The organism is Methylobacterium sp. WL6, from assembly GCF_008040095.1.
GTDB lineage: Bacteria > Pseudomonadota > Alphaproteobacteria > Rhizobiales > Beijerinckiaceae > Methylobacterium.
Genome location: NZ_VRVH01000152.1, coordinates 1 through 10,490, shown reverse-complemented (window position 1 = coordinate 10,490; position 10,490 = coordinate 1). Strand labels below are relative to the sequence as shown.

8 protein-coding genes and 1 pseudogene are annotated in these 10,490 nt (G+C 70.4%); 4 read left to right on the top strand and 5 right to left on the bottom strand.

Translation table 11 applies throughout. The annotated features are described in order from the left end of the window. The 3 genes and pseudogenes from FV230_RS30825 to FV230_RS17950 form a co-directional block, all read right to left on the bottom strand. Positions 1-106: pseudogene (locus FV230_RS30825) on the bottom strand (undecaprenyl diphosphate synthase family protein); the annotation flags it as partial. A gap of 48 nt (positions 107-154) precedes the next feature. Further along, positions 155-529 carry a transcriptional regulator gene (locus FV230_RS17955; RefSeq protein WP_147843369.1) on the bottom strand — a complete coding sequence of 125 codons (375 nt, stop codon included), beginning with the start codon at positions 527-529 and terminating at the stop codon, positions 155-157. Continuing rightward, positions 516-1,130 (bottom strand): hypothetical protein, encoded by a 615-nt coding sequence (locus FV230_RS17950; RefSeq protein WP_147843368.1) that lies wholly within the window; start codon positions 1,128-1,130, stop codon positions 516-518. The genes FV230_RS17955 and FV230_RS17950 overlap by 14 nt, the downstream gene beginning before the upstream one ends. Between FV230_RS17950 and FV230_RS17945 the strand changes: the two genes are divergently transcribed. Beyond that, positions 1,125-1,598 carry a hypothetical protein gene (locus FV230_RS17945; RefSeq protein WP_147843367.1) on the top strand — a complete coding sequence of 158 codons (474 nt, stop codon included), beginning with the start codon at positions 1,125-1,127 and terminating at the stop codon, positions 1,596-1,598. The two genes, FV230_RS17950 and FV230_RS17945, sit on opposite strands and share 6 nt — an antisense overlap. A gap of 113 nt (positions 1,599-1,711) precedes the next feature. Next, positions 1,712-1,915, top strand: a complete 204-nt coding sequence (locus tag FV230_RS17940) for a hypothetical protein (protein ID WP_147727153.1) — start codon at positions 1,712-1,714, stop codon at positions 1,913-1,915. Positions 1,916-1,933: 18 nt separating this feature from the next. Here the strand turns inward: FV230_RS17940 and scpA are convergent, their stop codons facing one another. Together scpA and FV230_RS17930 are read right to left on the bottom strand one after the other, a co-directional pair. Next, positions 1,934-4,099, bottom strand: coding sequence for a methylmalonyl-CoA mutase (scpA, locus tag FV230_RS17935; protein ID WP_147843366.1), 2,166 nt, complete (start codon positions 4,097-4,099; stop codon positions 1,934-1,936). A 160-nt stretch (positions 4,100-4,259) separates the two neighbouring features. Then, positions 4,260-7,679 (bottom strand): acyl-[ACP]--phospholipid O-acyltransferase, encoded by a 3,420-nt coding sequence (locus tag FV230_RS17930; protein ID WP_147843365.1) that lies wholly within the window; start codon positions 7,677-7,679, stop codon positions 4,260-4,262. A 205-nt stretch (positions 7,680-7,884) separates the two neighbouring features. Between FV230_RS17930 and FV230_RS17925 the strand changes: the two genes are divergently transcribed. Together FV230_RS17925 and FV230_RS17920 are read left to right on the top strand one after the other, a co-directional pair. Then, on the top strand, positions 7,885-8,505 hold the full coding sequence (locus FV230_RS17925) for a WHG domain-containing protein (RefSeq protein WP_246694903.1): 621 nt from the start codon (positions 7,885-7,887) through the stop codon (positions 8,503-8,505). 60 nt (positions 8,506-8,565) lie between these two features. Next, entirely contained in the window at positions 8,566-10,197 is a 1,632-nt protein-coding gene (locus FV230_RS17920; protein WP_147727157.1) for an alpha-D-glucose phosphate-specific phosphoglucomutase, read from the top strand. Positions 10,198-10,490 lie beyond the last annotated feature (293 nt).

Below are 10,490 nucleotides of genomic sequence, written 5' to 3'. Positions count from 1 at the left end.
GGTGGCCGGCGGCGCGCGGCAGCCCGCGCCGGGTCGCCCAGCGCCCGTTGCCGTCCATGATGATCGCGGCGTGAAGGCCCGGCCTGGTGTCGGTGGGGCTTTGCATCGTGGAAGGCTCCGGTCGGGGGCGGCGCGGATGGCGGGCGGTCGGCCGTCAGGCCGGGGTGGTGTTGAGGTGGCTGGATTCCGGCAGGCGGGCGGCCTTGGCGGCGTCGCGCACCACCTGTTCCAGGACGCCGAGGTACTCGAGGAAACGGGCCCGCCCCGCCGGCGTCAGCCGGCACAGGGTCTGCGGACGGTTATGGGCGTGGCCTTTCTCCAGGCTGACGAGATCGGCCTCCTGCAGCACCGCGAGGTGGCGGCTGAGGTTGCCGTCGGTGAGCCCGCACAGGCGCTTCAGGTCGGGGAACGCCAGGCCCTTCGGATGGCCGACCAGCGAGGTCAGCACGCTGAGCCGCGCCTTCTCGTGGATCACCCGATCGAGACCGTCGTAGGAGAAGCGGCCATCGGCCCGATCAGAGATCGCCATCGCCGCCTCCGGTGCCGGACATCACGACGGCGAGCCAGCCCTGCCCGATGGCGAAGGGCAGGCCCATCAGCCAGGGCGAGAGCGCCCGGGTCTCGCCCGCGACCGCCAGCGCGGTCAGGCCGGCGAGAAGGTAGAACGCGCCCGCGCCCTGCACCGCCCGCGGCAGGATCCGCGCCGAGGCGAACAGGCCGAGGCCGACCAGCACCTGCCACAGGCCCGGCAGCATCCAGACCTGATCGGGGGCGAAGCGCGTGATCACCAGGGCGAGGCAGGCGCCCGCCCCGGCGGCGGGCAGGAACCCCTCGATCGCATTCCACACCATCGCGTCCGCCAGGCCCGAATGCAGCTGGCGCGAGCGCCGAACCGTCTCGATGCCGATGAGGCCGCCCGCTGCGCAGGCCGTCGCGATCCACAGGCCGAAGAACAGAAGCGGCCGCGCGTCCGGATCGCCGAGCCAGAGCGCCTGCCCGCACGCGGTCGCCAGGGCGAGCACCCCGGTGGCGGCCAGGGCCGCCGAGCCGAGGCCGCGGAACGCGGTGTCCCGCGCGATCTGCGAGCGGATGGCAACGATGTCGGCCAGCGCCTTGTCGAGGTCGTGCATGGGCTCTCCGGCGTCGAATCGCGCTTTGCATTGCAAAGTAACCCGACGCCGCATACGCGGCAAGCGAATTATTGCAACCGTTGGTTTCATTTGTGGCGAAGTCGCTGGCATTCGTGGATCAGGGGGCGGCGCGACCTCGTCGTCATCGACCGCCGTGACGGGCTGCGCGCCGCGAATGCGGCCCGCCCGCCGACCGGGCCCGTCGCGAGGGCCCGGGCATTCCGCCCGGATGTCTTCGCGCGTCTCGCGAATGCGCCAGGCAAGTGTTTTGTAGGGCACGATTTCGTAAAACCGTGCCATCATCGCCGCGATCACCAGCGGGAGAGCATGATGGCATCCGAGAACAAGCGCGGAAATCGCGAGACGAAGAAACCGAAGAAGGTGGTTTCGAAGACGATTGCTGCGGCGCCCTCGACGAAGGATATGGTCAGCGCCGCGATCAAGACCGCCGGCAAGAAGACCAAGTAGCGGAACAGTCGCTTTCGCCCGGCGCCCGGATCGCCCGGGCGATCGGCGCGCCGGGCCGCGGAAAAAGCGCCAGCGTTGTCATCCCGCTAACCGACGGCATGCCACCATTTGGCATGCTCGATCGCATCTGGACGACGGCCAAGGCGGTATTCGGGGTGGGCCTGCTCGTGGTCTGCGCACTGCTGGCTGCGCAGAAGCTCGATCGCGAGCGGGCGGAGCAGTCGGCCCAGGCCATGTTCCGCGCCGGCGGCCCCGAGGCCACCGGCTCGATCACGCCGTCGGCGCCGGCCTCGCAGACGCAGACGCCTTCGGAATAGCGCTCTTTTGGGGGCGCGCTACTCGGCGGCCTGCCGGGCGGAGTAGCCGAGCCGGCCGTTCAGCTCCTCGATCAGCTTGACCGCGGCCTCCGCGATCACCGTGCCCGGCGGGAAGATCGCCGAGGCGCCGGCGGCGTAGAGCGCATCGTAGTCGCCGGGCGGGATCACGCCGCCGATCACGATCATCACGTCGCCGCGGCCCTGCTCGGTCAGCGCGGCCTTCAGCTCGGGCACCAGCGTCAGGTGGCCGGCCGCCAGCGACGACACGCCGACGATGTGGACGTCGTTCTCCACCGCCTGCCGCGCGGCCTCCGCCGGCGTCGCGAAGAGCGGCCCGATGTCGACGTCGAAGCCGAGGTCGGCGAAGGCCGAGGCGATGACCTTCTGGCCGCGGTCGTGCCCGTCCTGCCCCATCTTGGCGACGAGGATGCGCGGGCGGCGCCCGTCGTTCTCCTCGAAGGCCTCGACCAGCCCCCGCACCTGCTCGACCGCTGGCGACATGCCACCCACCTCCCGCTTGTACACGCCCGAGATCGACCGGATCTCGGCCCGGTGCCGGCCCCAGGCCTTTTCCAGCGCATCCGAGATCTCGCCCACCGTCGCCTTGGCGCGCGCCGCCTCGACGGCGAGCTCGAGCAGGTTGCCCTCCCCTTCCGCCGCCGCGGTCAGCGCGGCCAGCCGCGCATCGACGTCGGCCTGGTCGCGCTCGGAGCGCAGGCGCTTGAGCTTGTCGATCTGCAGCGTGCGCACGTTGCCGTTGTCGACCCGCATCAGCTCGATCTTCATCTCGTCGTCGGGCTTGAACTTGTTGATGCCGACGATGGTCTGGCGGCCGGAATCGATCCGGGCCTGGGCCCGCGCCGCCGCCTCCTCGATCCGGAGCTTGGGGATGCCGGCCTCGATCGCCTTGGCCATGCCGCCGAGCTCCTCGACCTCGCGCAGGTGCTCCCAGGCGCGGGCGACGATGTCGGCGGTGAGCTTCTCGACGTAGTACGAGCCGCCCCACGGGTCGACGATGCGGGTGGTGCCGCTCTCCTGCTGCAGGAACAGCTGGGTGTTGCGGGCGATGCGCGCCGAGAAGTCGGTCGGCAGCGCCAGCGCCTCGTCCAGCGCGTTGGTGTGGAGCGACTGGGTGCCCCCTTGCGTCGCCGCCATCGCCTCGATGCAGGTGCGGGTGACGTTGTTGAACACGTCCTGCGCGGTCAGCGACCAGCCCGAGGTCTGCGAGTGGGTGCGCAGCGGCAGCGACTTCTCGCTCTTCGGCTCGAACTCCTTCACGAGCTTGGCCCAGATCAGGCGCGCGGCCCGCATCTTGGCGATCTCCATGAAGTAGTTCGTCGAGATCGCCCAGAAGAACGACAGCCGCGGGGCGAACTTGTCGATCGTCAGCCCGGCCGCCAGCCCCGCCTTGATGTACTCCACGCCGTCGGCCAGCGTGTAGGCGAGCTCGAGGTCGTTCGTCGCGCCCGCTTCCTGCATGTGGTAGCCGGAGATCGAGATCGAGTTGAACTTCGGCATCTTCTGCGAGGTGTAGGCGAAGATGTCCGAGATGATCCGCATCGAGCCCTTGGGCGGGTAGATGTAGGTGTTGCGGACCATGAACTCCTTGAGGATGTCGTTCTGGATCGTGCCGGCGAGCTTCTCCGGCGGCACGCCCTGCTCCTCGGCGGCGACGATGTAGAGCGCGAGGATCGGCAGCACCGCGCCGTTCATCGTCATCGACACGGTCATCTCGTCGAGCGGGATGCCGGAGAACAGCGTCCGCATGTCGTAGATCGAATCGATCGCCACGCCGGCCATGCCGACGTCGCCCGAGACGCGCGGGTGGTCGGAATCGTAGCCGCGGTGGGTCGCGAGGTCGAAGGCGACCGAGAGGCCCTTCTGCCCGGCGGCGAGGTTGCGCCGGTAGAACGCGTTCGAATCCTCGGCCGTGGAGAAGCCGGCATACTGGCGGATCGTCCAGGGCTGCGTGACGTACATCGTCGGGTACGGCCCGCGCAGGTACGGCGCGATGCCCGGATAGGTGTCGACGAATTCCAGCCCGGCCCGGTCGTCCGGCCCGTAATGGGTCTTCACCGGAATGCCCTCGGGCGTCATCCACGGCTCCCCCGACGGCGGCGGCGGCACGGCGACGGCGTCCGCGCCCCAGGCGATCTCGGCGAAGTTCGGGATGCGGGAGGTCATGGGCGGTCTTCTCGATCGGGGCCGGACTTTTCGCCATTATAGGCGAGACCCGATCAGACGCGACAGCCCTCTTCGACAAGGCGACACGGCAACAGGATATTCCGGTCGCACCCCTCCCCCGCAGAGGGGGAGGGAAGATGAAGTGTTGGCTCTCAGGCGATCACGCCGCCGTCGCCTCCTGCCCGCCCGCGCGCTCCTGCGCGAGCTTGGTCACCGCCACCTGATCGACCTTGCCGGTGCCGAGCATCGGGATCGCGTCGACCACCACCACCTCGGCCGGGATCGCGAGGTCGGGGGCGCCCCGGCCCTTGGCGAAGGTCTGGTAGGCGGCGCGCGTCGCGTCCTTGCGCTGGGTGAACAGCACCAGCCGCTCGCCCTTGCGCGCGTCCGGCACCGCGGCCACCGCGCTCGGGCTGTCCGGCCACAGGTCGGCGGCGGTCGCCTCGATGCCGGCAAGCGAGATCATCTCGCCGGCGATCTTGGCGAAGCGCTTGGCGCGGCCCTTGATCGCGACGAAGCCCTGCGCGTCGATGGCGACGATGTCGCCGGTGTCGTGCCAGCCGTCCGGCGGCGGCTCCAGCACGCCGGGGTTCTCGGCGCGCAGGTAGCCGAGCATGATGTTGGGGCCGCGCACCACGAGGCGGCCGCCCTCCTTGATGCCGGGGACCGGGTCGAGGCGGTGCTCCATGCCCGGCACCAGGCGCCCGACGGTGCCGAAGCGGTTGAACATCGGCGTGTTGACCGCGACCACCGGTCCGCACTCGGTGACGCCGTAGCCCTCGAGGATGCGCAGGCCGAACTTCTCCGCGTAGGTCCGGCGGGTCGAATCCTTCACCGGCTCGGCGCCGGCCACGACGTAGCGCAAGCTGCGCAGGTCGTAGGCGTGCGCCACCTTGGCGTAGCCGGTCAGGAAGGTGTCGGTGCCGAACAGGACCGTGGCGTTCGAGCCGTAGACCAGCTCCGGCACGATCCGGTAGTGCAGCGGCGACGGGTAGAGGTAGACCGGCACGCCCGAGACCAGCGGCAGCACCAGCGCCGAGGTCAGCCCGAAGGCGTGGAAGATCGGCAGCACGTTGAACACCTTGTCGGATGGCCCGAAATCGATCCGGGCCGCGACCTGGGCGACGTTCGAGAGCATGCCGCGGTTGGCGACCATCACGCCCTTCGGCGTCCCCTCCGAGCCGGAGGTGAACAGGATCGCGGCCGCATCCTCTCCGGTCCGCGCCACGAGGGGCCTGCGCGCCGCCAGCAGTCCGCGGATCTTGTCGCCCGTCGTGATCGTGGCGCGCACGTCCTCCAGGTAGATCAGCTCGACCTTGTCCTTGATCGCCTCGACGAGGGGCCCGAGGCGGCCCTTCTCGATGAAGGCGCGCGAGGTGAGGATCTTCGTCACCTGCGCCGCCGTGCACGCGGAGAGGATGTTGGCCGCGCCGGCCGAGAAGTTGATCATCGCCGGCACCCGGCCGGCGGAGGCCAGCGCGAAGAACGTCACCGCGGCGCCGTTCGCGTTGGGCAGCATCAGCCCGATCGCCCGCCCCTCCCCCGCCAACGGCATCAGCTTGCGGCCGAGGATGTTGGCGCCCATCACGAGGCGGGAATAAGTGAGCTTGCCCGAGACCGGATCCTCCAGCGCCGTGCGGCGCCAGCCGAAGCGCTCGGCGGCCGCGATCAGCGCCGTCATCACGCTCCGGTCGATGTCGGTGGTGTCGAACACCAGCTCGGACATGATGCCGTAGAGCGCCGCGCCCGCCGCCTGCCGGCGCGCCTTGCCCTTCAGCTCCGGGTCGACCCCGAGCTTGACCGGCGGCATCACCGTGACGACCACCTTCGGCCACCAGCGCCGCTTCACCTGATCGCGGGACAGCCGCGAGAACACCGTCTTCTCGAGCCCCTCGATCCGCACCGGCAGGACCATCGCGCCGGACTTGTCGGCGATAAGGCCGGCGCCGTCGTAGACCTTCATCAGGCTGCCGGTGACGGTGAGGCGGCCTTCTGGGAAGATGATCAGGGTCTCGCCGCCCTTCACTGCGTTGATCAGCGAGCGGGTGGCGAGTGGCCGGGTCGGATCGAGCGGCATCGCCTTGGTGACCCGCAGGAACGGCTTCACCCACCAGCGCTGCGCGATGCCGTGGTCGACGGCGAAGACCGGCTCTTGGTCGAGCAGCGACAGGGCGAGCGGCGCGTCGAGGAACGAGACGTGGTTCAGGGCGACGATGCAGTTCGCGCCGGCCTTCTCCACGTTGTCGAGCCCGCGCACCTCGAGCCGGTAGAACGCCCGGAACAGGATCGACAGGAAGTCGCGGAACGGGCTCGTCTCCAGGGTGACGAGGACCACGACCGCGACGACGATGTTGAGCACCGCCACGAGCGCCAGCAGCGTCGCGCTCGAGAAGCCGGCGCCCTGGAGCGCGGCGAGCGCCAAGGTGCCGCCGACCATGAAGGCCGCGGTCATCACGTTGACGGCGCCGATGATGCGGGCGCGCTTGTCCTTGTCGGTCCAGGCCTGCACCGCGGCAAACGACGGCACGATGTAGAGGCCGCCGGCCATGGCCAGCCCGAGGAAGTCGATCGCCACCCGCAGGCCGGAGCCCGTGCGCAGGAAGTTGGCGGCGCCGATCATCGCGCCGGGCTCGGGCGCGTGGTGGGCGACCGTCCAGGCGAGGTCGAGGCCGAACAGGGCCATCAGCAGCGCGCCGACGGGGGTGGGCAGCAGCACGATCCGCCCGCTGCACAGCCACGAGGCCAGGCCCGAGCCCAGCGCGATGCCGACCGAGAACACCGCGAGCAGCAACGTGACCAGCGTCTCCGAGCCGTTGAAGTCGTGGCGCACCAGCAGCGGCAGCAAGGACAGCACCACCACGCCGACGAGCCAGAACCAGCTGACGATGATCGAGCCGCGCCACAGGCGGCGGTCGCTCCACAGGTCGCGCAGCAGGGCCACGGTGGAGCGCGCGACGTTGCGGTCGACCTGCAGGTCGGGCGCGCCCTCGCCGGTGCGCGGGATCGCCCGCGCCGCGAGCCAGCACAGCACGGCGAAGGCCATGATCAGGCCGCCGAAGACGAGGTGCGAGCCGCCCATGGCGCTGGCGAAGCCGGCGGCGATCGTGCCGAGCAGGATCGCGAGGAAGGTCGCGGCCTCGACCAGCGCGTTGCCGGCCGGCAGCTCCTCGCGGCGCAGGTGGTCGGGCAGGATGCCGTACTTGATCGGCCCGAACAGGGCCGCGATCGTCCCGAACAGCCCGAGCGCGACGAACAGGATCGGCACCGAGGCGAGGAAGAACCCGAGCACCGCGGTGCCGGCGGCGAAGATCTCGGCGAACTTCAGCCGCTTGGCGATCACCGCCTTGTCGTAGCGGTCGGCGAGCTCGCCCCCGAGGCCCGACAGGATGAAGAAAGGCCCGATGAACACGGCGCTCGCCAGCGTCACCAGGATGCCGGAATCGGAATCGCCGCCTTGCGAGACCTTGAACAGGATCAGGAAGGCGAGGGCGTTCTTCAGGAAGTTGTCGTTGAAGGCCGAGAAGAACTGGCACCAGAACAGCGGCGCGAAACGCCGGGCGGTCATCAGCGAACGGAACATGGCGGTCTCCCCGGCTGGGCCATGACTGGCTCAACCCGTGCGGTCGCGTCAAATCCCGGGCCCGGTGCGATCCACGCTGGACGACGGCATTTGAACAACGTGCAAACTAAGTGATCGCGGGCGGTGCGCAAGCTTGTTCTTGCACGCCGTGCAATCTATCGCTGCATCCCGTGCGCGACCGCACGGGACACCGCGGATGCATAGCGTGAAGACCGTTAAGAAGCGCGCCGCCGGCCCGCGCGGCGACGTCGACCGGGCTGGCTTCCTCGCGCTGGTCTGCGAGGCCGCCGAGGGCATCGTCCGGAACCAGGGCGTGCGCGCCCTCGGGATGCGGCCGCTCGCCGCCGCGATCGGCTACGCGCCGAACTCGATCTACAATGCGGTCGGCGATCTCGACGCGGTGCTGCTGCGGGTGAACGCCCGCACCTTCGCCCGGCTGCGGGACGCGCTCGCGGCGGCCCTCGACCCGGCGGGGTCACCGCGGGCGAACGCGGCGGCCCTGGCCTCCGCCTACCTCGCCTTCGTCGCCGCGGATTCGGCGATCTGGAGCCTCGTCTCCGACCAGGCGCCCGCGCGCGGCGCCGCGGTGCCGGACTGGTACTGGGAGGCGTTGGCCTCCGCGACCGGCCTCGTCGACGGAACGCTGGAGCCGCTGCTGCCCGACGCCGCCGAGCGCGCCCAGGCGGTGGCCGCCCTGTGGGCGTCGCTGCACGGGCTCGCCTCGCTCTCGACCTCGGGCAAGCTCGGGGCGCTGACCGACGCCGCCCCCGCGGACCTCGCGCGGATGCTCGTCGCCCGCTTCCTGGCGGCGGATCCGGCGGGCTGATTGACCGCTCCCGCGAAACCGGGTTGTTGGGCGGAAAGTCCCTGAGAGATCGAGCGAACCATGGTCCTGAAACGCGTGCCGACGACGCCGTTCTCCGATCAGAAGCCCGGCACGTCCGGCTTGCGCAAGAAGGTCGCCCACTTCCGCCAGCCGCACTACGTCGAGACCTTCGTTCAGGCGATCGTCCAGTCCGTCGCCGGCCGCGAGGGCGCGACCCTGGTGCTCGGCGGCGACGGGCGCTTCTTCAACCGCGCGGTGGTCCAGACCACGCTGAAGATCGCCGCCGCCAACGGCTTCGGCCGCGTCCTCGTCGGCCGGGGCGGCCTGCTCTCGACGCCGGCCGCGTCCTGCGTGATCCGCAAAGCCGGCGCGATCGGCGGCATCATCCTCTCGGCGAGCCATAATCCCGGCGGGCCGGACGGCGATTTCGGCATCAAGTTCAACACCGCCAACGGCGGCCCGGCGCCCGAGAGCGTCACCGAGGCGATCTATTCCGCGACGAAGACGCTGACGGAATATCGCATCGCCGACGTGCCCGACCTCGACCTCGACCAGGTCGGGGCGACGCGGATCGGCGACATGGTCGTAGAGGTGATCGATCCGGTCGCCGACTACGCCGCGCTGATGGCCGAGCTGATCGATTTCGACGCGATCCGCCGCCTGTTCGCATCCGGCTTCCGCATGCGCTTCGATGCGATGAGCGCGGTGACCGGCCCCTACGCCCACGCGATCCTCGAAGGCATGCTCGGCGCCGAGCCCGGCACGGTGGTCAACGGCGAGCCGAAGGAGGATTTCGGCGGCCACCACCCCGATCCGAACCCGGTCCACGCCCACGACCTCTACCAGCTGATGCTCGGCCCCGACGCGCCGGATTTCGGCGCGGCCTCGGACGGCGACGGCGACCGCAACATGATCGTCGCGCCGGGCCTGTTCGTGACCCCGAGCGACAGCCTCGCGATCCTGGCGGCGCACGCAAGCGTCGCGCCCGGCTACGCATCCGGGCTCGCCGGCATCGCCCGCTCGATGCCGACGAGCCGCGCGGCCGACCGCGTCGCGGCCCGCCTCGGGATCGGCGCCTACGAGACGCCGACCGGGTGGAAGTTCTTCGGCACGCTGCTCGATGCCGGCTTGATCACGCTCTGCGGCGAGGAGAGCGCCGGCACCGGCTCGAACCACGTCCGCGAGAAGGACGGGCTGTGGGCGGTGCTGCTCTGGCTCAACATCCTGGCCGCGACGGGCAAGCGCGCCGACGCGATCGTGCGCGAGCACTGGGCGGAGTACGGGCGCGACTACTACACCCGGCACGATTACGAGGAGATCGCCTCGGACGCCGCCAACCGGCTGATGGACGGGTTGCGGGACAAGCTCGCGGAGCTGCCCGGCCGGCGGATCGGCGACGTCACGGTCTCGGCGGCGGACGATTTCCGCTACGTCGACCCGGTCGACGGCTCGGTGAGCGAGCGCCAGGGCATTCGCGTCACCTTCGCGGAGGATGCCCGCATCGTCTACCGCCTGTCCGGCACCGGCACGGCGGGCGCGACGCTGCGCGTCTACATCGAGCGCTACGAGGCGGCGCCGGACCGGCTCGAGCGGCCGGTCGCCGCGGTGCTGGCTCCGCTGGTCGCCGTCGCCCGCGAGCTGGCGGAGATCGAGGCGCTGACCGGACGGGCCGAGCCGAGCGTGGTGACGTGAGCCGGAACCGATCCCGGTAGACTACCGGTTGCGGAGGTGCCGGGCGGCGCTTGGCATATTGTGTGCCTCCCATGTCGGCACGAGCCCACGCGGCGGAACGCAAGGAGGTCCTCCTTGCCCGTGGATCGGTGATGCCGTCCGATCGACGGAGGGCGTCGCCGTTTCCTTCGACGCGCGGATCGTTCCCGTTCCGCGATCGAAAAGTGCCCGATGAACAAGACTTCGCTCACGCGCCGCAACCTCGTGCTCGGCAGCGCCGCCCTCGGCGCGCTCGGGGTGGGCTGGCCGCTCGC

Coding starts and splice junctions, on each gene's coding strand:
- FV230_RS17955 (WP_147843369.1), bottom strand. CDS start 529: ATGGCGATCTCTGATCGGGCCGATGGCCGCTTCTCCTACGACGGTCTC.
- FV230_RS17950 (WP_147843368.1), bottom strand. CDS start 1,130: ATGCACGACCTCGACAAGGCGCTGGCCGACATCGTTGCCATCCGCTCG.
- FV230_RS17940 (WP_147727153.1), top strand. CDS start 1,712: ATGCTCGATCGCATCTGGACGACGGCCAAGGCGGTATTCGGGGTGGGC.
- scpA (WP_147843366.1), bottom strand. CDS start 4,099: ATGACCTCCCGCATCCCGAACTTCGCCGAGATCGCCTGGGGCGCGGAC.
- FV230_RS17930 (WP_147843365.1), bottom strand. CDS start 7,679: ATGTTCCGTTCGCTGATGACCGCCCGGCGTTTCGCGCCGCTGTTCTGG.
- FV230_RS17920 (WP_147727157.1), top strand. CDS start 8,566: ATGGTCCTGAAACGCGTGCCGACGACGCCGTTCTCCGATCAGAAGCCC.